The 19,445-nt window shown below is 64.3% G+C and carries 20 protein-coding genes and 1 pseudogene; 10 read left to right on the top strand and 11 right to left on the bottom strand.

Annotated features, from left to right (window positions below; genetic code table 11):
- The first annotated feature begins 116 nt into the window (after positions 1-116).
- The 3 genes from AC1DKR_RS10875 (at position 117) to AC1DKR_RS10865 (ending at position 2,078) form a co-directional block, all read left to right on the top strand.
- Positions 117-527, top strand: coding sequence for a hypothetical protein (locus tag AC1DKR_RS10875; RefSeq protein WP_049453228.1), 411 nt, complete (start codon positions 117-119; stop codon positions 525-527).
- A gap of 249 nt (positions 528-776) precedes the next feature.
- Positions 777-1,514 carry a hypothetical protein gene (locus AC1DKR_RS10870; RefSeq protein WP_478033244.1) on the top strand — a complete coding sequence of 246 codons (738 nt, stop codon included), beginning with the start codon at positions 777-779 and terminating at the stop codon, positions 1,512-1,514.
- A gap of 105 nt (positions 1,515-1,619) precedes the next feature.
- Positions 1,620-2,078 (top strand): hypothetical protein, encoded by a 459-nt coding sequence (locus tag AC1DKR_RS10865; RefSeq protein WP_430766857.1) that lies wholly within the window; start codon positions 1,620-1,622, stop codon positions 2,076-2,078.
- A gap of 88 nt (positions 2,079-2,166) precedes the next feature.
- On the opposite strand, the gene AC1DKR_RS10860 is transcribed toward AC1DKR_RS10865, so the two are convergent.
- The 3 genes from AC1DKR_RS10860 to AC1DKR_RS10850 all read right to left on the bottom strand — a co-directional run bounded on the left by AC1DKR_RS10860 (position 2,167) and on the right by AC1DKR_RS10850 (position 6,171).
- Complete coding sequence (locus AC1DKR_RS10860; RefSeq protein WP_478032819.1) at positions 2,167-5,373, bottom strand: zeta toxin family protein; 3,207 nt, start codon at positions 5,371-5,373, stop codon at positions 2,167-2,169.
- Complete coding sequence (locus tag AC1DKR_RS10855; RefSeq protein WP_394196413.1) at positions 5,374-5,721, bottom strand: hypothetical protein; 348 nt, start codon at positions 5,719-5,721, stop codon at positions 5,374-5,376. It abuts the gene before it with no gap.
- A gap of 102 nt (positions 5,722-5,823) precedes the next feature.
- Entirely contained in the window at positions 5,824-6,171 is a 348-nt protein-coding gene (locus AC1DKR_RS10850; protein ID WP_394196412.1) for a hypothetical protein, read from the bottom strand.
- Positions 6,172-6,491: 320 nt separating this feature from the next.
- Here AC1DKR_RS10850 and AC1DKR_RS10845 point away from each other — a divergent pair, with 320 nt between their 5' ends.
- Positions 6,492-7,274 (top strand): 3-hydroxybutyrate dehydrogenase, encoded by a 783-nt coding sequence (locus AC1DKR_RS10845; protein WP_478032816.1) that lies wholly within the window; start codon positions 6,492-6,494, stop codon positions 7,272-7,274.
- Between the two features lie 205 nt (positions 7,275-7,479).
- Here the strand turns inward: AC1DKR_RS10845 and AC1DKR_RS10840 are convergent, their stop codons facing one another.
- The 4 genes from AC1DKR_RS10840 to AC1DKR_RS10825 all read right to left on the bottom strand — a co-directional run bounded on the left by AC1DKR_RS10840 (position 7,480) and on the right by AC1DKR_RS10825 (position 9,333).
- Entirely contained in the window at positions 7,480-7,851 is a 372-nt protein-coding gene (locus AC1DKR_RS10840) for a chemotaxis protein CheW (RefSeq protein WP_478032814.1), read from the bottom strand.
- Between the two features lie 241 nt (positions 7,852-8,092).
- Positions 8,093-8,551, bottom strand: coding sequence for an SRPBCC family protein (locus AC1DKR_RS10835; protein ID WP_394196408.1), 459 nt, complete (start codon positions 8,549-8,551; stop codon positions 8,093-8,095).
- Positions 8,552-8,553: 2 nt separating this feature from the next.
- A complete protein-coding gene (locus AC1DKR_RS10830; protein WP_100436164.1) occupies positions 8,554-8,868 on the bottom strand; it encodes an ArsR/SmtB family transcription factor in 315 nt (104 codons plus the stop codon).
- A gap of 9 nt (positions 8,869-8,877) precedes the next feature.
- Positions 8,878-9,333 carry an SRPBCC family protein gene (locus AC1DKR_RS10825; protein WP_312108479.1) on the bottom strand — a complete coding sequence of 152 codons (456 nt, stop codon included), beginning with the start codon at positions 9,331-9,333 and terminating at the stop codon, positions 8,878-8,880.
- Positions 9,334-9,652: 319 nt separating this feature from the next.
- On the opposite strand from AC1DKR_RS10825, the gene AC1DKR_RS10820 reads away from it, so the two are divergent.
- Positions 9,653-10,177, top strand: coding sequence for an N-acetyltransferase family protein (locus tag AC1DKR_RS10820; protein ID WP_478032809.1), 525 nt, complete (start codon positions 9,653-9,655; stop codon positions 10,175-10,177).
- Positions 10,178-10,189: 12 nt separating this feature from the next.
- Here the strand turns inward: AC1DKR_RS10820 and AC1DKR_RS10815 are convergent, their stop codons facing one another.
- The gene (locus AC1DKR_RS10815; protein ID WP_265953277.1) at positions 10,190-10,645 is read right to left on the bottom strand and encodes a MarR family winged helix-turn-helix transcriptional regulator; all 456 of its coding nucleotides are present in this window, start codon (positions 10,643-10,645) and stop codon (positions 10,190-10,192) included.
- Positions 10,646-10,727: 82 nt separating this feature from the next.
- Between AC1DKR_RS10815 and AC1DKR_RS10810 the strand changes: the two genes are divergently transcribed.
- Together AC1DKR_RS10810 and AC1DKR_RS10805 are read left to right on the top strand one after the other, a co-directional pair.
- Positions 10,728-11,822, top strand: a complete 1,095-nt coding sequence (locus AC1DKR_RS10810) for an FAD-dependent oxidoreductase (protein ID WP_478032807.1) — start codon at positions 10,728-10,730, stop codon at positions 11,820-11,822.
- Positions 11,823-11,998: 176 nt separating this feature from the next.
- On the top strand, positions 11,999-13,711 hold the full coding sequence (locus tag AC1DKR_RS10805; RefSeq protein ID WP_478032805.1) for an oleate hydratase: 1,713 nt from the start codon (positions 11,999-12,001) through the stop codon (positions 13,709-13,711).
- Between the two features lie 37 nt (positions 13,712-13,748).
- On the opposite strand, the pseudogene AC1DKR_RS10800 reads toward AC1DKR_RS10805, so the two are convergent.
- Positions 13,749-14,567: pseudogene (locus tag AC1DKR_RS10800) on the bottom strand (oxidoreductase); the annotation flags it as partial.
- 101 nt (positions 14,568-14,668) lie between these two features.
- Between AC1DKR_RS10800 and AC1DKR_RS10795 the strand changes: the two are divergent.
- From AC1DKR_RS10795 to AC1DKR_RS10785, 3 genes are all read left to right on the top strand, one after another.
- Positions 14,669-15,622 (top strand): AraC family transcriptional regulator, encoded by a 954-nt coding sequence (locus AC1DKR_RS10795; protein WP_478032803.1) that lies wholly within the window; start codon positions 14,669-14,671, stop codon positions 15,620-15,622.
- 127 nt (positions 15,623-15,749) lie between these two features.
- Positions 15,750-16,337 (top strand): TetR/AcrR family transcriptional regulator, encoded by a 588-nt coding sequence (locus AC1DKR_RS10790; RefSeq protein WP_478032801.1) that lies wholly within the window; start codon positions 15,750-15,752, stop codon positions 16,335-16,337.
- 94 nt (positions 16,338-16,431) lie between these two features.
- Complete coding sequence (locus AC1DKR_RS10785; RefSeq protein WP_134832425.1) at positions 16,432-16,932, top strand: hypothetical protein; 501 nt, start codon at positions 16,432-16,434, stop codon at positions 16,930-16,932.
- Between the two features lie 24 nt (positions 16,933-16,956).
- Here AC1DKR_RS10785 and AC1DKR_RS10780 read toward each other — a convergent pair whose 3' ends face one another.
- Together AC1DKR_RS10780 and ftrA are read right to left on the bottom strand one after the other, a co-directional pair.
- Positions 16,957-18,198, bottom strand: a complete 1,242-nt coding sequence (locus AC1DKR_RS10780) for a hypothetical protein (protein ID WP_478032798.1) — start codon at positions 18,196-18,198, stop codon at positions 16,957-16,959.
- 75 nt (positions 18,199-18,273) lie between these two features.
- Complete coding sequence (ftrA, locus tag AC1DKR_RS10775; protein ID WP_312786136.1) at positions 18,274-19,275, bottom strand: transcriptional regulator FtrA; 1,002 nt, start codon at positions 19,273-19,275, stop codon at positions 18,274-18,276.
- Positions 19,276-19,445 lie beyond the last annotated feature (170 nt).

The raw sequence follows: 19,445 nt of genomic DNA, 5'->3' as shown, positions 1-19,445 counted from the left end.
CTCGTTCTTGAACAAACTCTGATACGCGAGAGGGAAATTCGGTGCTTTTGCAGAAGCGTCCATCACGCGAGGTGTTTAACTCCTCGTGCATGGCCGTCTGAATCGAGGAGTAGCGTATGGGTGTTTCAAGCGGTGTCATAGTGACCTTTGCGGAACCGATTCTGTACGAGGGACGTCCCGGGGCCAAATCTCGGGATTTCTACCTCAATCTCAGCCTGCTAGGAATCTGCCGCGACGGCATTCGCTTGATAGACCGTTTCAATCTTCCACTCGTGTCGGATCCACATGCGCTCGCTGATTGGTCGCGTGAGATCACCGAGGCCGAGTATCTTGATCTCGTGGGGCCGCCTGATATCGAGGCTTTACTGGCCAAGCATCGCGGCTTTCGGTCGATGATGGAATGGCGGAGCGAGCCGGGACACGAGGACCATTACACTCAGGTTGAGAAGATTTTTCATCTCGTTTCAGAGTTCAAGCGGGGCAATCGCGCTGTGCGCTATCGGCTCACAGTTTCCGATATGGGATGACTGGCGCGTGGCAAGTGCGCTTGCGCTCGGCGCGCTTTCCGGCGACGCAATCGATGCCTCTCGGAAGTGTGCGGTTCTATCGACGGCCCGGTGGCAGCGCAGGCCGGCCAGAGGGCTTTGCAAGAACAACCGATGGCGTGGGTCTCCACCGCCGCAGCTTGGAGCGCGAACGACCGCCGTGGCACTATGGCGGACTGGCTTTGTCCCTATGGCCGAGGCCATTTTCCCAGGGAATCCCTCGAACACGACATGCGAGCGTCCATCCGCTTCATTCTCTCCGCCCTGTGCCTGGGCTTGCTGTCTGGCTGCGCCAGTGGGCCGGACTACCACCATTCCAGTCGCGAGATTACCGGCGCGTTCGTGGCCGACGACGGCAAGCTGTACCTGTTGCCCGTCTATGACGAGCCGATGCGCTTCGATGCCGCGCCGTTCCGTGATTACCGCACCCTGATGGACAGCCCGCTGCGCGAGGCAGTGGTCTGCGCGCAGCTGTATTTCCGTGAGGACTGGCGCGTGCCGGCCGACAGGAGCAAGGTGCATGGCAGCTACGCGCTGTTGCTGCGGCCGGAGCAGGTGACGCCGGAACAGGCGGCGCAGTTCAAGCTGGAGCGGTTGGAGATCAGCCCGCGGGTGGCCAAGGCCATCGACGAGTTGACGCGCCGGCCGTACATCCTTGAAGCCCGGACCCGCTACGAACTGGCGGCCGACCCGGACTGCAATCTTTCCAGGAAGGGCGGCAGCTATTACAGCGCGCTGTTCGAGGGGGATGGCGAGCGGGTGCAATTGCCGGACGCTGCTGCCCTGGCCGCGAAGGCGAAGCTGCCGCAGTCGATTACCGCGCGGGCTGAGCGGATCCAGCCGGAGGAGGCGGATAAGCCCGGGGCGGGTACGGCGGCCGGCAAGGTGCTGGGCGCGGCGTTGATACCTGTGGCGGTTCCGGTGTTTGTGTTGAGCCTGCCGTTCCTGGGGCCGGATCATTGGAAGTGATGGGGCGTTGAGGAGAGCCATCCACGCATGGCGTGGATCTACTTGGGCATCGCCAATGCCTGAACGTTCACCCTGGAGATCTGTGTGGCCAGCACATTGGAAACTGTGTTGAAGACCGTAGGCTTGATTGTCCTTGCGGCGCTTCCGTTGTTGACCATCTGGTTCATCCAGCGGCGAAGGACCCAGAGAGCCCGTTCCGCGTTGGAATCTGGGCTGCGCTTGAACCCGCCTCGCCGGATTTCCGGTACGTCCATGACCTTGGTGATGGTTAATGGGAAAGAGGATCGAGAGCACTACTTCTTTGATACAGATACCTTCTATCTGCAGCGGGGCCCAGTGCCCACGGCGGTGCCGCTCTCGCAGATCACCTCCGTCACCCGAACCTCTGACATGATCTACGAGCGCTATGTCTGGCAGGTGTGCTTCAGCAAAGCAGCGGTCAGAAAGAGCGTAACGTTCACCAACAACCTGACGCTGTTCAACCGCGACTTCCTGCTCTTCCTGGAGGCGGTGCGGAAAGCCAATCCGCTAGCGACGGTCGATCGAGCGGGCCTGCGCTTCTAATCGCGCGGCGACATCAGCGGTGCCGATTGGTAAACAGAGGGGCTAGGTGGACGGTTGTCGTAGATGATTTCGCACGTGTCTCACCCACTCAGCCCATGCTGGCGGCGCGGATCTGGATATCCTGCTGCACGCGCTGATCTTCCAGCTGCTGCTCAAGTTGGTTGGCAATGGCGCGCTGCTGCGCCTCGCGGCTGACCGCGTCGAACTGCTGCATTGATTCTTCAACCGAGGTCTGTGCGGCCAGCTCGGTGGGTATTGCGGCGCGCTGGTGTGCGGGGTCGCTGGGCTCGCCCTGGACCACAAACAGGGTGTGACCGGTGGGCTTGTCGGCTGTGGCGTTGCTCAGCAGCACGTGGTCGACACGGTCCAGGTCGTTGTCTTTGGCCAGCACCAGCAAGCTGGCGGTCATGCGCTCGCTGGCTTCGTCGAAGGTGCGGCCGTGCTTGGCGTCCAACCTTGCCACGCCTTCTCGTACCTGTTGGTAGAGGGCGTGATCGGGATGCTCGGGCTGGGTCGGCAGCAGGGGAGCGGGCGGTGCTTCAGGCTGTTGAAAGGCCATTGCGGTGGACGGCGGGGTGGGCTGCACGTCCATTGGCGATGGCGTGTAAGGACGCTCGTGCTCCGAGACCTTGGGCGCGGCGTCTGTTGCCGGCGGGGGCGCAGCCGGCTCGACTGCGGCGCGGTTAGCTGGAATTTCTGACTTGGGCTGGATCGGCGCCGGCTTTGCGTCGTTTTCGTGGAGGCGAGCAGTCACTGGCGCGGCGTCGGCCACTTCGGTCTGGTTCGCTGGGGCCAGGGAGTGGGCGTGAGTCGCAACTGGATCCTGCGCGGGAGCGTGGCGCTCAACACCGGAAGCAGGCAGCGCACTCGCCTCGGGCTGGGCGCGAGATTGCTCAGCCGCGGGAATGGAGGGTGATGGCGCGGGCGCAGACGGCGTCTGCTGCGCAGGAGAGTCTGCATCCGTGCGCACTTTCTGCTCGCTCGAATCTTCCTGCGTTGGGGGCGCTTTAGCTGCAGTTGGCTCGGGTCGTAGCCCTTCCGGGCGCGTCGGTTCCTGTGCCGGCTCGGCACGAACCGACGGGGTCGGTGCTGCAGGCGCGGGAGTGCGGTGCTCCTGCACCAGGGGTGGTGCGCTGGGCGCCGGCGCAGCTCGCTCCTCGGCGTGCGCATCGACTACTGCCTGCGGCGTCAGGCGCTCCTCGGCGTGTTCGCCGCGCACCTCGGCTACCGCTGCGGCGGCCAGTTGCTGCGCCTGGGGAGCCGCGACGCCCAGCCGGTTCGCTTCCTGCGTGGCCTGATCGTAGGCATCGCGCTCGTTTGCGGTCAGGGCTTCAATACGTCGCTCATGGGAGCCGGGTGTGGGAGCCTCCTGCTGCTGGATCGCCCGGATCTGCGGATAGGTGCCATTCAACTCGTCGCGGATGTTGCCCTCGGCCAGCGAATCGTAGATCCAACCGTCATGCAGCCATTCGCCATCGTGCTGGCGCTGATAGGTGCGCCCATCGGATGCCAGAACGTGATCGGGATGGTTCCGGGCGAAGACCACCTCCTCCGGAATCTCGCCGTACTGGGACCAGCCTTGCGTGGTGTATACCTGCTCGTACTGCTTGGCGAAGGCGGCTGAACTACGGGCGGCGTTGAAGGCCATGATGCCTTGAGCGGTCTCATCGAGATGGGCCGCCTTGGCGGCATCGGCCACTTCCACCGTCGTGTTCTTGATGCCGTGCTCAAGGACTTGATGGACGACCTCACGTCGCCATTCGCCGGTTTCCGGACTGCGCTCCCAGGAGCGCGGCAGTGCGCTGGGTGTGTCGGTGGCGTCGCCGGCAATGCTGAAAGGATTTATCGGTTGATCAGGCTCCCGCATCCGCAGGCCAACGGCCAAGCTTGAGGCTTGGTAGTTCAGTTGCTGGGTCAATTCGGCATCGGCCGTCAGCAGCGTAGCCGGGCCGTAGATCGGGCGATCGGCCAAGGTGCCGACAGTGCCTATGATTTCCCGCTCGCTGTGCGTCCAGCCCTTCTCAGGATGCGCGGGATCAAACGTCCAGACTCTGCCGGTGCCGTCGCCCTGGTTGTTGATCTTGTACTTCTCGACCCATTCGACAACTTCGCTGGCGCCCCACGCACCCAGTCCGGCACCGATAATGCCGGTGACAATCGCGCCGGGGCCGGACTCGATGCCCAGCAGCGTGCCCGCCTTGGCGCCCAGCGCTGCCCCGGTCCAGCCGCCGACACTGCGCGCACCGAAGTCCAATATCGCAGCTTCCGCACCTGTGCGGTTGTCGCGCGCGTACAGGTCGGCAATCTTTGCCCCTTCCGTGGCTGCTTCAACAACAGTTGCTGCGGCACCGCCGATGATGGCGCCCCGCACCATGTTTGGACGGACGCGGATGGTGTGGTCGACGCTGCGTGCTTCCTGGATGTTGGGCGTTATGCCCTCAACAACCTTGAGCGTTGCGCGTTCATCGAAAACGGCTGCCGCTGTTGGTGGACTGACCTTGTCGTTGAGGGGTAGGGTGTCCCCAAGCTCGGCGTGCCAGCGGCCTTGTGTGCGCCAGCCATCGCGCACTGCTTGGGTGATTCGAGGGTCTTTCAGCCGAGCTTCGCGTTCGGCTTCCAGTGCTGCGCCCGGTAGGCGGGCGTCGTTCTGGCTGTCGTAGACCTGAGCGCCTTCGCGCCCGTAGAGCCGAATCTGGATGCCGGTCTCGGCCTGGACCTGATTTAGATTCCCGGGCAAGGCTTGGTAGACGTGTTTGCGCACGTCCTCGGGGACGTAGCGGCCGAAGCCCCTGCTATCCACGGAGTTGGAAAAGCGGGCATCCACGCCAAGTTCACTTTCCAGTCGATGCGCGACGACGCCTCGAATCTCTACGTCGTAGCCTTTGGACTGAAGGTCTTTGATCAGTGTGACCGCACTATCACCGTTGCCGAGCGTGGTATCGAGGATGAGATTCCTACGACCCTCGACTGCTGCCGAACGCAGCTCTTTGGCCCATTGGCTGGCGTCTTCATGTGTGTGGCCAGCCCATGTGTATGGGTGCTGCTGGCGCAGGTGCGGAGCATCAGGATGAGCGCCGCGAAGCTCGTCAGGATCAACCTTCACAACATCATCAGAAAATTCAAACTCAACAGCACGGACCAGCCCCCCCTTACCTGCGCCGGGTTGTCCCGCCAGAATGATGGCTCGGGGCATCGGCTGACGTTGAGCTTGGTCCAAACCACTTTCCGGAAGGATGACACCCCTTAGGCGGGCGGAATGATCTTCCGGACTTAATCGCGGGTGCGGCGTATCCACTTAGTGCTGTTCCTTCGCTGCTTTGAAGTACTCGTATAGTTCATGGAGCCCCTTCATTCCGCCATTACCGGAGCGCGCTCGGAACATCAGTTTGAATTTCTCGTCAGCTGTTGCAATGGATTGCGCATCACCCGATGCCTGAGCTGCAGTTAGCTCACCCTGAGCATCATTGATGAATCCATCGAGACAGTCCTCCAGCTTCCACACTGCATCCTCAAATGGTGGTAGGGACTTCATGTGTCTATTGCTCACCGAATTGAGCGCTTCCTGTAGGCTCTTGATGTGATCTGGGTAGTCTCTGAGCATTTCTCGGAGTTTCGCCGGAACGGGGGGATGGGAATGAGGCATGGTCGACACCTATTTGGCGGATTGACGCGTTTCCATGAGTATCTGAACTTGCAGTGACAAGTTCAATGCCACCGATAGCCAGCCGACTATCGGAAGGCGTCGTTAGGCGCCTCTTGAATGAAGGTCAAAGTACTTCCTGAGATCGTCGAGTCTGGCCATGCCAATGTTGCTGGACCTGGCAAATGACATCAGTCGTTCCTTTTCTTTGGCTCGTTCGATCGCTCGCGGATCGCCTGATGCCACAGCGGCATCAATTTCAGCGCGCGCTTCACTCTTGAATGCACTAAGACAGTCCTCCAACAGCCAGACTGCGGCCTCAAAGGGGGGAGCGTAATTCTGCCGCCCGTCGTTCACTGAGATGAGGGCCTTCTGCAGTTGTTCGATGTGATCCGGATAGTCCTTGAGCAATTCAAGGAGCTTTGCCGGTAGCGGGGGGGAAGAATGAGGCATGGCTTTCACCTGTTCAGCGGTTTGACACGCTTTAATGAGTATCTGTGCTTGCGGTGACGAGTTCTTGAGCCTGGGCAATGGCCTTCGGGACGGGAGGGGAAGAGGGGCCGCGACTGTCACCTTTTCTGCAGATCCATGCGGATTCGAGAGTATCCGTACATGACTCGCTGGGTCCAATGTCTTTTGCGACATCGGCTGGGTGAGGTGCTTGCCGCCTTGAGCGGGATCATTGGGGCAAGCGGCGTTTAGGGAGAGCATCCACGCATGGCGTGGATCTACTGTAGCTACACTGGCCGTCTACATCCGATGGAATCTCGCCCATGTTCAATGGAAAAGTCGCGGTAGTTACCGGCTCCACCAGCGGTATCGGTCTTGGCATTGCCAGCGCGCTGGCGCGGCAGGGCGCCGACATCGTGCTGAATGGATTTGGCGATGCGGCGGAGATCGAACGCATACGTTCCAGCCTCGAAGCCGAATTCGGCGTACGGGTGGCGCATGATGGCGCCGACCTGTCCCGTGGTGAGGCGGTGCGGGATATGATCGCCAACGCCGTTGCGAAGATGGGGCGCATCGACATCCTGGTGAACAACGCGGGCATCCAGCACACCGCGTTGATCGAGGAGTTTCCCGTAGCGAAGTGGGATGCGATCCTCGCGCTGAATCTGTCGGCGGTGTTCCACTCAACGGCGGCGGCGTTGTCCTACATGAAGCAGCAGGGATCCGGCCGCATCATCAATATCGCGTCGGTGCATGGACTGGTTGGCTCGGCGAACAAGTCCGCCTATGTGGCGGCCAAGCATGGCGTGGTTGGTTTTACCAAGGTGACCGCGCTGGAGAACGCGGGCACGGGCATCACCGCCAATGCCATCTGCCCGGGGTGGGTGCGAACTGCGCTGGTCGAGCAGCAGATCACGGCATTGGCTGAGCGCGAGGGTACGGATCAGGAGTCCGCCGCTCGTGCGCTGCTGGCCGAGAAACAGCCCTCGTTGCAGTTCGTGACGCCTGAGCAGCTGGGGGAGATGGTGGTGTTCCTGGCCTCGGATGCTGCGGCTCAGATTACGGGTACGGCGCTGCCGGTGGATGGGGGCTGGACGGCGCGCTAGCTGGCCGGCTGCCCGCCGGGCATGGCCCGGCGCTACCGGGAGATCGGTGCGGGGTCCAGTGCTACCGGGAGATCGGTGCGGGGTCCAGTGCTACCGGGAGATCGGTGTGGGTCCGGTGTTACCGGGAGATCGGTGAGGGTCCGGTGTTACCGGGAGGTCGGTGTGGGGTCCGGTGTTATCGGGAGGTCGGTGCGGTGGTTCGGCGTTATCGAAGCCGGCTGGGATCGATCAGGGGAATCTCGCCCAGCGCATCCAGCGTGACGCGATGACTGCAGAATCCGAACGGGATATCTGCGGCGGGCTGCACCTTGTGGCGTGGCACGCTTTCGATTTCCCGCACCTCGTCGACGGCCAGAGCGAAGGACTCCGCGCCGGCCTGCATCAGCAGCATGGCCGGGCAGCCGTGGGCGAATGCGCTCAAACCGCTGGCCTGGCGCAGGTCGACCACCGGCAGGGCGTGGCCGCGCACGGTGAGGTGCGGGCGCGCGCTACTGCCGGGGCGATCAAAGGATTCCGGGCCGCGGATTTCAATCGCGGCTTCGACATCGATGGCAAACAGGTGGGTACCGGCCCGCACAACAACAACTTCAATGAAGGCCGGCGACGACGGGGCCGGTTCACCGGCCGAAGGGGAAGAGGGCTGCAAGAGGAACCTGTGGAAGGGTATTTAGACTGCGTCGCAATGATGCCGTGTTGACGTGGTGTAACGCGTGCTTGACGGGTGAGCGGCCAACACGCGTTGCATGCGTCGTTCAGTGGAATCAAGGCGCCTTCACGGTTCAGGTTGGGCCGGGGGGATTGCCAGCCATGGGCTGGCACTACTGGGGTTTGGCGAAGACGTCCAGGCCCTTGCCGGTTTCCAGCAACGACTTCAGGCTCGACAGCACGATCGGCCAGCCCTGGCGGATGCCGGTATCCATGCCGCTGCCCGGTTCCAGCTCGTCATGGGTCACCGTCAGCTTGACCATGTCCCCATACGGCACGATCTCGAACGTCACCCGGCTGTAGGCCTTCGGGTTGTCTGCCTGCGAGGCGGCCGCCCAGGTGATCACCAGCCGCGAGGGTGGGGTGTTTTCCACCACTTCGCCAACCAGCTCGACCTTGCGTTCGTCGTTGGCGCGCACGTGCTGCCAGCGCGAGCCGGGTGTCCAGTCCGATACGTTTTCATGGCCCCAGTAGGTGCGGGCAATCTCTGGCCGGGTGATGGCCTCGAACACTTTCTGCGGCGTGGAGGCGATATAGATCACGTGGATGAAACGGGTGGATTCAGCGCTCATCGTCATTCTCCTTCCAGTTCCTGTTTGAGGTCATGCAGCAGGCTCAGGCGCTGCTGCTCGAACTTGCTTACCCAGCGTGTATAGACATCGTGCAGCGGCACCGGGTTGATGAAGTGCAGCTTCTCGCGGCCACGCCTTACCGTGCTGATCAGGTTGGCGTCTTCCAGCAGGCCCAGGTGCTGGGTAACCGATTGCCGGGCCATCTGCAGGTGCTCGCAGAGCTGCCCCAGCGTCTGTCCGTTGCGCTCGCACAGCAGGTCCAACAACGTGCGGCGCGTGGGGTCGGCCAGTGCCTTGAACACCTTGTCTGCATCCATGGGGTGCCTTCAGTTCCAGTTGTCGATCTTGACGTCGTGCGGGCTGGGCTGGCCGCGGCCGGTTTCCAGCAGGGATTTCAGGCTCATCAGGAAGATGGCCCACTTGGTGCTGCAGTGGTGCATGAATTCCACGCGTTCCTTCCAGCCTTCATGGCTGAACAGCACGATGCAGTAGTCGCCGTCCTGGTGCAGGGCGAAGCGCGCGGTGGTGCCGATCCATTCCGGTGGGCCGTCGACGAATTCCCACAGCACCCGCTCGTTCGGCTGCAGCTGCAGCAGCTTCATCTGCATGGCGCCGATTTCCTGGCCGTTGGCGGTAAAGCGGGCGGCGACGGTGCCGCCGGGGTGGCGGTCGCCGGTGGTGTCCTCGGCCCACCAGGCGGCGATACCTTCGGGGGTGGCCAGGGCCTGGTAGACCTGGGCCGATGGGGCGTTGATGCCGACTCTGTGTGCGATATCCACCATGACTGCGGCTCCACGGTGGGCGGCGGGGTGCCGTCCCTGGGGCCACAATAGGCAGGTAAATGCCTGCATGTCAACTCCACCGCCGTGGAGCCTTGGCCGGTGGATGCGGCGCCATGGATTTTCGCCGTGGTAGTGCCGGCCGCTGGCCGGCAACCAGGGTGGGGTTGGGTGATTGCAGCTGCCGGCCAGCGGCCGGCACTACCGGTTAGCGGCGCGCAATGGACTTTTGGCCGTGGTGATGCCTGGTGCGCGGCGGCATTCTGGGCGGAGCCGGGTGATTGCAGCCGTTCGGGTTCGTTGAATGAAAGGAGTACTACGCGTGAGTGATGCTGGAAAAGAGGCGCTGACGATTCGTCGCGCCAGCGTGGCCGATGCGACTGCGGTGCTGGAGCTGTTCGATGAAGTGATTGCGTGGTTCGTGGCCATCGGCAATCCACAGCAGTGGGGTACCGAGGCGTGGTCGTCCATTCCGCGGCGCATTACCCAGGTGACCGATGCCTGCGCACTGCCCGGTGCGTGGGTGGCGGAGACCGCGCAGGGCAAGGTGCGTGCGTTCCTGGCGTTGGGCGAGGCCATGCCCTATGTGCCTGCGGCGATCGAGCCGGAGCTGTATGTACGCGTGTTGATTGCTTCGCGCGATGCGCGGGTGCGTGGCATCGGCCGGCGTTTGATGGCATTTGCCGACGAGCAGGCACGCGCAGCGGGATTGGATTACCTGCGCGTGGATTGCTATGGCGGTGGCAGTGGCGAGCTGGTGCGCTTCTACGAATCGTGCGGTTACGAACGGCTGTCGAGCTTCAACGTGGATGGCTGGCCGGGGCAGGTATTGGGCCGTCGCCTGTGAGCTGACGGCGTCTCAGTTCTCTGCGTCCTGCAGTGCTGCATGCAGTTTGTCGGTGATCTGCTGCAGTGCGGCCAGGTCATCGGCTGAGAGATGGTCGAGGAAATTCCGGCGGACGCTGGCGACGTGTACCGGCCGTGCTGCGCTCAGCTGGGTGCGGCCTTCTGCAGTCATGCGGATCACCACCACGTTGTCACTGTCGGTGTCGCGCTCGATCAGGCCACGGCCGGCCATGCGGGTGAGCTGGTGCGAGAGCCGGGTCTTGTCCCATTCCAGGTAGTCCAGCAGTTCGCGCTGGCGGCGGCAGCGGTCCTTGGCCTTGCTCAGTTCCATCAGCACGACAAAGTCGGCACTGGAAAGCCCGGTGCTGCGGGTGATGTCGTGGACGATGCGGCCGGAAGTGATCTCGGCCATGCGCCGGAAGCCGCGCCAGGCGGCCCACTGGTCGGGAGTGATGGTGGGTGAGGTCATGCGCTCACGTTGCCCGCGATTGGTTGACGTGTCAACTCGAACATTCTACGGTTGATATATCAACCGACCAACAGGCCGCCTCATGCCGCACCCTCCACGTATTGCCATCATCGGCGCGGGCCCCGCCGGCCTGACCGCTGCGCTCACCCTGCATCGTGGCGGCCATCGCGTGAGCGTGTACGAGGGCGAGTCGTCCGGGCAGCAGCGCACCCAGGGCGGCACGCTGGACCTGCACGAGGATTCCGGCCAGGTGGCGTTGCAGCGCGCCGGTCTGCTGGAGGCGTTCCGGGCGGTGGCGCGCCATGAAGGCCAGGAGGAGCGGATGGGTGATCCGTGGTCCGGGGCGATTACCGCAGGTGGGTTCGGGCCGAAGGGAAGCATGGACAAGCCGGAGATCGACCGTGGCGACCTGCGCCAGCTGCTGCTGGATGCGTTGCCGGCCGACGCGGTGCAGTGGGGCCATTGCTTGAGCGAGGTGGAACCTGCAGATGCCGGCCGCCACAGCCTGAGCTTCGCCAATGGCGTGCAGGCCGAGGCGGACATCGTGATTGGTGCCGATGGTGCGTGGTCGAAAGTCCGCGCTGCGTTGAGTGCGTGCCAGCCGCTGCCGACCGGCATTACGTTCTTTGAAGGATGGATCGCGCAGCCTGCGGCGGATATCGCGGGCATGGTGGGGCAGGGCAGCCTGTTCTGCTTTGGCGGCGAGGAAGGGCTGTTCGTTCAGCGCAACAGCGGCGATCGATTCTGCGTGTATGCGGCGCTGAAGCGGCCTTCTGATTGGCTTGATGCGCAGATCGCGCAACAAGGCATGCGCGCGCTGGTGACAGGCAGCTACACCGGCTGGGCACCGAACCTGCGGCGGCTGCTGGAGGCGTGCACCGACTTCGTGCGGCGGCCGATCTACAGCCTGCCGGCGGATTTCCGTTGGACACCGCGCAACGGCGTGACGCTGATCGGCGATGCTGCCCATCTGATGCCGCCGGTGGGCGTGGGCGTGAACCTGGCGATGCTGGACGCGTCGGATGTGGCGATGGCATTGTGCGCGCAGCCGGATGCAGTGAGTGCCATTCGCCACGCCGAGTCTATTGTGCGTGAGCGCGCCAGCGCGCTGATGCCGGACGCCATTGACGGGTTCCAGCGCTGGTTCACTACCGAGGCGACGGCTGACGGCGGTTGAGGCCGCTTGCAACGCGGGGACGGGAAGCACCTGCGTCACTGCGTCGCAGCCTCTCTGCAGGATGCGGTACATCGGTTCAGCGCTAGAGTGGGCTCACCCCATCCAGGAAGGAGACGCGCATGTACTACAGCAGTGGCAACTACGAGGCCTTCGCGCGCCCGCGCTAGCCGGCGGGCTTGGACAACAAGACGGCCTGGTTCGTGGGTTCGGGCCTCGCTTCGCTGGCCGGTGCGGCGTTCCTGGTGCGCGATGGGCGCATGCCCGGCGAGCGCATCACCATCCTGGAACAGCAGCAGATTGCCGGTGGCGCGCTGGATGGCCTGAAGGTGCCGGAGAAGGGTTTCGTGATCCGCGGCGGCCGCGAGATGGAAGACCATTTCGAGTGCCTGTGGGATCTGTTCCGTTCGATTCCGTCGCTGGAAATCGACGATGCCAGTGTGTTGGACGAGTTCTACTGGTTGAACAAGGACGACCCGAACTATTCGCTGCAGCGTGCCACCGTCAACCGGGGCGAGGACGCGCATACCGATGGCCTGTTCACCCTGAGCGAGCAGGCGCAGAAGGACATCATCGCGCTGTTCCTGGCCACCCGGCAGGAGATGGAGAACAAGCGCATCAACGAGGTGCTGGGCCGCGATTTCCTCGACAGCAATTTCTGGCTGTACTGGCGCACGATGTTCGCGTTCGAGGAATGGCACTCGGCGCTGGAGATGAAGCTGTACCTGCATCGCTTCATCCACCATATCGGCGGGCTGCCGGACTTCTCTGCGCTGAAGTTCACCAAGTACAACCAGTACGAATCGCTGGTGCTGCCGCTGGTGAAGTGGCTGCAGGAGCGCGGTGTGCAGTTCCAGTACGGCACCGAGGTGACCGACGTGGACTTCGCGCTGCAGGAAGGGCGCAAGCAGGCCACGCGCATCCACTGGACGCGGGATGGCGAGGCCGGCGGCATGGATCTGGGTGCGGACGATCTGCTGTTCATGACGATCGGCTCGCTCACCGAGAATTCCGACAACGGCGACCACCACACCGCTGCGCGCTTGAATGAAGGCCCGGCACCGGCGTGGGACCTGTGGCGGCGCATCGCGGCCAAGGATGCGGCGTTCGGGCGCCCGGATGTGTTCGGCGCGCATATTCCGGAAACCAAGTGGGAATCGGCAACGGTGACCACGCTGGACGCGCGTATTCCGGCGTACATCGAGAAGATCGCCAAGCGCGATCCGTTCAGTGGCAAGGTGGTGACCGGCGGCATCGTGAGCGTGCGCGATTCGCGCTGGCTGATGAGCTGGACAGTGAACCGCCAGCCGCACTTCAAGAACCAGCCGAAGGACCAGATCGTGGTGTGGGTGTATTCGCTGTTCGTGGATACGCCGGGCGATTACGTGAACAAGCCGATGCAGGACTGCACGGGCGAGGAGATCACCCGCGAATGGCTGTACCACCTGGGTGTGCCGGTGGAGGAGATCGACGCGCTGGCGGCGACCGGGGCGAAGACGGTGCCGGTGATGATGCCGTACATCACCGCGTTCTTCATGCCGCGCCAGGCCGGTGATCGCCCGGACGTGGTGCCGGAGGGCGCGGTGAACTTCGCTTTCATCGGCCAGTTCGCCGAATCGAAGCAGCGCGACTGCATCTTCACCACCGAGTATTCGGTGCGCACGCCGATGGAAGCGGTGTACACGCTGCTGGGCATCGAGCGCGGCGTGCCGGAGGTGTTCAATTCCACCTACGACGTGCGCACGCTGCTGGCAGCGACCGGGCGTCTTCGCGATGGCAAGGAACTGGACATCCCGGGGCCGGCGTTCCTGCGCAACCTGCTGATGAACAAGCTGGACAAGACCCAGATTGGCGGGCTGCTGCGCGAGTTCGGGCTGGTGCAGGACGACTGAGGGAGCGGGGCGCAGGTAGCGCCGCGTTGTCGGTGGAGCGGCTGAGGTTCTCCCAGGCATCGATGCGTTCTGTCATGGCAGCCAGCTTGCCGCGTACCAGGTGCAGGGCGTCGCTGCCCAACAGCAGATGGGTGGGTGGGTTGGGAGTGTCGATCACCTGCAGCATGGCTTGCGCGGCCTTGATCGGGTCGCCCAGCTGATGGCCGCTCTTTTCCTCGCGTGCGCTGCGGATCGGGTCGAACAGCGCGTCGTAGTCGCCGATGCTGCGCGAGGCCCGCACCATCGAACGGCCGGCCCAATCGGTGCGGAACGAGCCCGGTGCGATCGCGGTCACGTGGATGCCGAACGGCGCCACTTCCTTGCCCAGCACCTCGCTGATGCCTTCCAGCGCAAACTTGCTGCCGCAGTACCAGGCGATGCCCGGCAAGGTGATGAAGCCGCCCATGGAGGTGATGTTGAGGATGTGGCCGCGGCGGCGCGCGCGCATGTGCGGCAGCACGGCTTTGATCAGCGCGGCGGGACCGAACACGTTCACTTCGAACTGATGGCGCAGTTCGTCCAGCGTGGATTCTTCGAGGATGCCTTCGTGGCCGTAGCCGGCGTTGTTGACCAGCACGTCGATGGCGCCGATGTCGGCTTCGACGGTGGCCACCAGTGCATCGATGGCTGCGGCGTCGGTGACGTCCAGCAGGCGGCCGAAGGCGCGACCGGGTGCGAGGGCTGCAAATTGCTGGCGGGCCGATTCGCTGCGCACGGTGCCGACCACGCGATGGCCGGCCAGCAGGGCCTGCTGGGCCAGGGCCCGGCCGAAGCCGCTGCTGACGCCGGTGATGAGGAGGAGGCGGGATTCGGTCATGGCTGAGGGCTCGTGGCTGGGGAGTTGCACGTTAGTGATTGAGTGCGCGGCCGCCCAGGCCTAAGCTTCGGGCTTTCTTGCCTATTCCTCTGGGGCGCCCGATGCGGTCGGCCGATGATCCGCTGCAACATCCCGCACAGGCGCGCATGGTCGGCCTGCTGCAGGCGCTGGCCGTGGACGAGGGCTACACGCTGACGGCAGTGCCCGGGGTGCGGCTGCTGCGCTCCAACCGGCCACTGGCGCGCACGCCGGTGCTGTACGACCCGGGCATCGTGATCGTCTGCCAGGGCGTGAAGCGTGGCTATCTGGGCGGGAAGGTCTACCAGTACGACGCGCAGCACTACCTGGCGGTGTCGGTGCCGGTGCCCTTCACCATGGAAACCGAGGCCACGGCCGAGGCGCCGCTGCTGGCGATCTACCTGCATCTGGATCTGCAGCTGGCCGCAGATCTGCTGATAGAACTGGGCGAGCGCACTGCCAGCACCGAAGCGCCGGCAAGAAGCATGATGTCCAGTCCGATGCAGCCTGCGATGCAGGCCACGGTGCTGCGATTGCTGGAAGCGCTGGCCGATCCATTGGAGGCCGACGTGCTGGGGCCCTCACTGGTGCGCGAGCTGTATTTCCGGGTGCTGACCGGCGCACAGGGTGGGGCGCTGCGCGAGGCGCTGGCGATGCGCGGGCGCTTCGGCCGCATCGGCAAGGTGCTGCGGCATATCCACGCGGCCTATTCGACGGCGCTGGATGTGGATGCGCTGGCAGCGCAGGCGGAGATGAGCGTGGCCACGTTCCATGATCACTTCCGCAGCATTACCGGTACTTCGCCGATGCAGTATGTGAAGTCCACGCGGCTGCACCAGGCGCGGCTGTTGATGCTGCGGCAGGGCATGACGGCCGAGGCGGCGTCGTTGGCGGTGGGGTACGCCAGCCCGTCGCAGTTCAATCGGGAATTCAAGCGCTTGTTCGGGTTGCCGCCGGCGGCCGAGGTGGCGCGCATGCGGCGAAGTTTTGCGCTGCCGCCGGCGCCGGCCGATGCGCTGTATGTGTCTTCGCACTGACCGCTGCGCTCGCCGGGCATGGCCCGGCGCTACCAGGGAAGCCCGTGTCAGGTAGCGCCGGGCCATGCCCGGCGAGCGCAGCGGAGGGTGGTTGACAAGGAGTCTACCTACTAGTAGGTTTGCATCCATGAAAGAGTCACTGTCCCCCAAGGCCCACGAGATCCTGGCCCACGCCCGTTCGCTGCTGGAAGCTGGTGGCTACAACGGTTTCAGCTATGCCGACGTGTCCGCGCGGGTGAACATCAGCAAGGCCAGCATCCACCACCATTTCCCCAGCAAGGCGGATCTGGTGCGGACGGTGGTGGAGCTGTACCGGGCAGAGGCACGGGAAGGCCTGGGGCTGCTGGACCGGCAGCTGGGCGATCCTTTGTTGGCGCTCAACGCCTACGTGGATTACTGGTCCAGCTGCATTGCCGGTGGCACCTCGTCGTTCTGCATCTGCGCGATGCTGGCGGCCGAAGCGCCGATGATCCCCGACGAGATTGCCGATGAAGTGCGCGGGCATTTCGAGGATCTGAGCGGCTGGCTGACGATCACGCTGGAAAAGGGTGCGGCGCAGGGGCGGCTGAGGCTGCAGGGCACGCCTGCGGATGAGGCCAAGGCGTTCATGGCCTCGGTGCACGGCGCGATGCTGGCCGCGCGTGGGTTTGGTGATGCGGCGACGTTCGCGGCGCTCGCACGGTTGTCGATTGCCCGGCTGGTGCCGGCGGTCTGAATGTTTCGACGAAGGCCTGCGTGGAGCGAGCCTTCTTTCTTTTTGTCCATGAAGCCTACCTACTAGTAGGTTAAAAACTCCAGCAGAGGTCGCCATGAGTCATCCGCTTTCTTCCTTGGGCATCGTGCACACCGCGATCAGCCTGGTTCCCATCGCTGCCGGCCTGTTCGGTTTCATCCGGTATCGGGCCATTGATCCGGCTACGCGCGCCGGCAAGCTCTATCTGCTGGGGTTGGTGCTGTCGGTGGTGACCTCGTTCACCGTCTCCAGCACCGGGGGCCTCAATCCTGGCCACGCGTTTGGTGTGGTGATTCTGCTGATTGCGTTCGGTGGGGTGTTGGCGGCTCGGTTGCGGTTCCTTGGGCGATTGGCACCCTATCTGTCCACGTTCGCGCTGTCTTTCAGCTTCCTGCTGTCGCTGGTGCCAGGCGTGAATGAAACGCTGACACGCTTGCCGGTGGCGCACCCGATTGCGCCTGCACCGTTGGCGCCGGTGATCCTGCAGACGTTGCTGGGGTGCGCGGTGGTGTTTGCGGTTGGATTCGTGGCGCAGTGCTGGCGGATACATGCGGGCAACGCACGCGCACGCGTCTGACGCTGCAAGGGACAGTCCGGATGATCAGTCCGCCAGCGGCGCTGGTGCGTCTTCGCCGTAAGTGGCGTAGGCGCTGCCACACGTCGCGTGTGCCGCCGCATTGGCAGGCAGGCCGGTGGCCTTGATGCCACGCCGGGAATTGCCCGCGAGCACTTCCACGTAACGCTCTGCTGCCATCGTGCCGTCGGGCAGAACATAGAGCAGCACGCGCTGCAGGGTGGATTGGCCATCCAGTGGCTGTGGCTGGCGGAATGCAGGGACCTGCACGCGTGCGCGATGCCATACCTGCGGTGCGGCGGCAGTCTGCCAGCGAACCTGCAACGGCTGGTCGAGATTCAGCAGCGCGACGCCGGTGGTGTGGTTGGACGCCGTGCACGCCGCGGGGGGCGCAGGAATGGGCGCGATGGCGTCGTCGCCGATGTCCAGCGTCGCGCCATTGATTTCCAGGCGCACGATCGGCGCGGCGCCGTAGTTGTGCGTCTTGAACTGCACCAGCCCTTCCACGCGGCTGCGCTCGAGCTCGTATTCGGTAGCGCCGGCCAGACGCGCCAGCGCGGGGGCAACCTCGACGTGGTCGGCATAGTGGTAGTAGAGGTGCACGATGCCTGGCCCCCCCGATGTGCCCCACACGCGGGTGAGGGCTGTGGTATCCGGATAGGACTGGCGACGCAGGGGCAGGGTGCTTGCAGTGCCTTCGGAAGGCGCGCCATAGCGGTAGCGCTCGATCCCGGGCTTCAGTCGTGCGTTGTCGTAGGGGAAAGCGCTGTCTGCATCGGACTGCGCGTTCGGGTAGCGGTGGAAGGCAACGAAGCGCTGGGGGGTGTCGCCTTGCATGGGCAGGTCCGGTCCCGCGCCGGAGTAGGTGGAGGCATAGGGTGAGGTGTCCAGCCACAGTGCATGGCCACTGAGGTTGATGTGCGTTTCTGCGATGGCCGCACGTGAGCCACCCGTGGCGGTATCCAAGCGCCCGCGCAGCGAATCACCCAGCGGATAGATGAGCAGGGCGAGGACAGTGGGCACGAACATCAGGGCATGCACCCGGCCCGGCACGTGCCCGCGCTCGCGCACCATGTAGCGGCCCCAGGCCAGCAGGAGCAGCACCAGCAGCGGCACCCCAATCCACAGCGCGAGGGTGATCAACGCCACCACGCCCCAGCCGAGATTCGGGGTGCAGACCGCGATCAGGCCGAGCGCGGCGAGAAGGCTGGCCAGGACCAGCGAGACGCCGATACCGAAGCGGTAGTTCCTGTACGGGGTAGCAGTCATCACCGTTCCATCGGCAGGCCAGGGCGTGCCTGCATCTTGCCGGTTGGGTGGCTGTGTGGAAAGACGGAGGTGCTGTCAGCAGCCCACCAGCCGGTCGGCGCTGAGGCCACTGCGGTGCTGGTTGCGGTATTCGATGGGGCTGGCGTCGACCATGCCGCGGAAGTGCCGGCGGAACGATTCCTGCGATCCGAACCCCGCCTGTTCGGCCACCCATTGCAGCGGACGGTCGGTGGTTTCCAGCAGTTCGCGTGCGTAGGCCACGCGTTCGCGGATGAGCCAATCGATGGGCGACAGGCCGGTGGCTTCCAGGAACTGCCGCTGCAGGGTGCGCTGGCTGAGTGCGGCCTGTTCGGCCAGGCTGCTCAACGAATGCGGCTCGCGCAGGTTGCGGCGCATCCATTCCATCAGTTTCGCCAGCCGCGTGGGCTCGCCCAGCGGGATCGCGCGGCTGACCCGCTGGCTGCGTTCGGCATCACGCCAGGGTGCCAGCACCAGCCGTTCGGCCACCAGATTGGCCACGCGTGCGCCGTAATCCTTGCGCACCATGTGCAGCATCATGTCCATGCCGGTAGCCGAGCCGGCCGAGGTGATGATGCTGCCGGCGTCCACGTACAGCACATCGTCGCGCACGTGGATACGTGGGAACTCGCGGGCGAGTGTGTCGGTGAGCCGCCAGTGGGTGGTGGCCTGGCGACCATCGAGCAGGCCAGCCCAGGCGAGCACGAATGCACCGGAGCAGATGGACGTGATGCGTGCGCCGCGCGCGTGGGCGCGGGTGAGGGCATCAAGCAACGCCTGCGGTGGGCGCTCGCTGGGTTCGCGCCAACCGGGAATGACGATGATGTCGGCGTCGTCGACGGCGCTCAGATCGTAGGGCAGCTGCACCTGTGCGCTGCCGAGCATGCGCAGTGCACCGGGCTCGCCAGCGCAGAGCTGGGTGCGGTACCAGGCCACGCCCAGTTCAGGGCGGATGGGCGCGAACAGGCCGACCGCGCAGCCGAATTCGAACAGGCCCTGGCCGTGGCAGGCCACGATGGCGACGGTGGGCGCGGTCGGATCGGCAGGCAGGGTGGGCATGGCTTGATGCTACCGACGCAGGCACGTGCCGCTGAGTGGCGCGCGGGCATGAGGTGATGCCCGCAGGGTATATGGAGGCCTGGGTCAGATCCTTTCCGCAGGAAGGGCTCTGACCCTGCGGATTCGCGTGTATGGGGTCAGAGCCCTTTCCTTTGGAAAGGGATCCGACC

Source organism: Stenotrophomonas sp. 01N47 (genome assembly GCF_056399165.1).
This window is presented reverse-complemented; position numbering and strand designations above follow the sequence as displayed.

What these genes read in the sequence shown, in the direction of transcription:
- AC1DKR_RS10815 (WP_265953277.1), bottom strand. Translation starts at nt 10,645, where the DNA reads ATGACCTCACCCACCATCACTCCCGACCAGTGGGCCGCCTGGCGCGGC.
- AC1DKR_RS10855 (WP_394196413.1), bottom strand. Translation starts at nt 5,721, where the DNA reads ATGCCTCATTCCCATCCCCCCGTTCCGGCGAAACTCCGAGAAATGCTC.
- AC1DKR_RS10830 (WP_100436164.1), bottom strand. Translation starts at nt 8,868, where the DNA reads ATGGATGCAGACAAGGTGTTCAAGGCACTGGCCGACCCCACGCGCCGC.
- AC1DKR_RS10850 (WP_394196412.1), bottom strand. Translation starts at nt 6,171, where the DNA reads ATGCCTCATTCTTCCCCCCCGCTACCGGCAAAGCTCCTTGAATTGCTC.
- AC1DKR_RS10810 (WP_478032807.1), top strand. Translation starts at nt 10,728, where the DNA reads ATGCCGCACCCTCCACGTATTGCCATCATCGGCGCGGGCCCCGCCGGC.
- ftrA (WP_312786136.1), bottom strand. Translation starts at nt 19,275, where the DNA reads ATGCCCACCCTGCCTGCCGATCCGACCGCGCCCACCGTCGCCATCGTG.
- AC1DKR_RS10785 (WP_134832425.1), top strand. Translation starts at nt 16,432, where the DNA reads ATGAGTCATCCGCTTTCTTCCTTGGGCATCGTGCACACCGCGATCAGC.
- AC1DKR_RS10790 (WP_478032801.1), top strand. Translation starts at nt 15,750, where the DNA reads ATGAAAGAGTCACTGTCCCCCAAGGCCCACGAGATCCTGGCCCACGCC.
- AC1DKR_RS10780 (WP_478032798.1), bottom strand. Translation starts at nt 18,198, where the DNA reads ATGACTGCTACCCCGTACAGGAACTACCGCTTCGGTATCGGCGTCTCG.
- AC1DKR_RS10795 (WP_478032803.1), top strand. Translation starts at nt 14,669, where the DNA reads ATGCGGTCGGCCGATGATCCGCTGCAACATCCCGCACAGGCGCGCATG.
- AC1DKR_RS10875 (WP_049453228.1), top strand. Translation starts at nt 117, where the DNA reads ATGGGTGTTTCAAGCGGTGTCATAGTGACCTTTGCGGAACCGATTCTG.
- AC1DKR_RS10825 (WP_312108479.1), bottom strand. Translation starts at nt 9,333, where the DNA reads ATGGTGGATATCGCACACAGAGTCGGCATCAACGCCCCATCGGCCCAG.
- AC1DKR_RS10870 (WP_478033244.1), top strand. Translation starts at nt 777, where the DNA reads ATGCGAGCGTCCATCCGCTTCATTCTCTCCGCCCTGTGCCTGGGCTTG.
- AC1DKR_RS10835 (WP_394196408.1), bottom strand. Translation starts at nt 8,551, where the DNA reads ATGAGCGCTGAATCCACCCGTTTCATCCACGTGATCTATATCGCCTCC.
- AC1DKR_RS10845 (WP_478032816.1), top strand. Translation starts at nt 6,492, where the DNA reads ATGTTCAATGGAAAAGTCGCGGTAGTTACCGGCTCCACCAGCGGTATC.